The organism is Lactobacillus delbrueckii subsp. delbrueckii DSM 20074 = JCM 1012 (assembly GCF_001433875.1).
In the GTDB taxonomy this organism is placed as follows: domain Bacteria; phylum Bacillota; class Bacilli; order Lactobacillales; family Lactobacillaceae; genus Lactobacillus; species Lactobacillus delbrueckii.
The window spans coordinates 1-1,148 of the sequence record NZ_AZCR01000116.1; the positions used below are offsets into that span (position 1 = coordinate 1).

Here is a 1,148-nt window from a genome sequence, read left to right on the forward strand (position 1 = left end):
TGACCGCATTTACCGGCGTAGATAGTCAAAATCTGCTAGATGTTATGGTAAGTGTTCAATTTATTCTTGCAATTGGCGATTATTATAAAACTCATACAACTGGGTCAATGTCTTTGGAAGATCTGATTGTTGAAGGGTATTTTGGTCTAGACAAGGCTATAGATATGTTTGATCCAAGTTTAGGATATGAATTTTCTACATATGCGGTTTGGTGGATAAAGCAACATATTGATCGTGCAGTTAAAGATACTGCCTATACTGTTAGGCTACCTGTTCATGTTCAAGAGTCGATGGCTAAGTTGGCAAGATTGGAAAGAGAAAACTTGACGGATGATCAAATTGCTGAGCAAATGTCAATTTCCAAAAGTGCTTTGCACGATTTACGCACAAATCGTGCAGTATTTCAAAATATGGTTTCGATAAATCTGAAAATTGGGTCTGAAGAAGATGGGGATACGTCTTTGGAAGATTTTCTAAGCTATTCAAATGATTTTATGCATGATGATGATGAGCAGTCACCAGAAGATCTTTCTTTAAAGGCCGATGAGGCAGAGGATATATCTAAAATGCTGCACACCGAACTAAAAACTCGTGAAGAAGAGGTTTTGCGGATGAGGTTCGGTTTTAACAACCAAGAGCCGATGACTTTAGAAGCAGTGGGGAAGAAGTTTGGCATAACACGTGAGAGAGTAAGACAGATTGAAGAGAAAGCTTTAAAGAAGCTGAAGGCATATGAAGCAAGGTTAGAATATGAGTGATTACAAAGAGATTTTAACTAAGAAAATTACTGAAAGTATTAATCAAAATGGGAGTAGTGTTTCAAAGAAGACTCTGTTCATACCCATGGGGATTGATTTAAGTTCTGAGTATCCAGAAAATAATTTTTCTAGCCTTAACACTAATGCATCATTGCTTGAAGTGGTTGAGTATACAGAAACAAGAATTCATCAAGACATTGTAAGTAATTACAGTGATAACAGGTCATGGATGTGGCTAAGCTACGAAGTATACAGTCAGTGTCGAAAAATTATAGATGGTTTCTTTGAAGTCAAATTCCTAAAGAATAATCTTCGCCAATTGCAAGAATAAATTGAACACTTACCATAACATCTGGTAGATTTTGACTATCTACGCCGGTAAATGCGGTC

The 1,148-nt window shown here is 36.7% G+C and carries 1 protein-coding gene; it reads left to right on the plus strand.

The genetic code is table 11. From position 1 onward, the window contains the following. The coding region (locus FD23_RS08680) for a sigma-70 family RNA polymerase sigma factor (protein WP_155515449.1) at window positions 1-758 on the plus strand (758 nt) is incomplete at its 5' end. Between the last annotated feature and the right edge of the window lie 390 nt (window positions 759-1,148).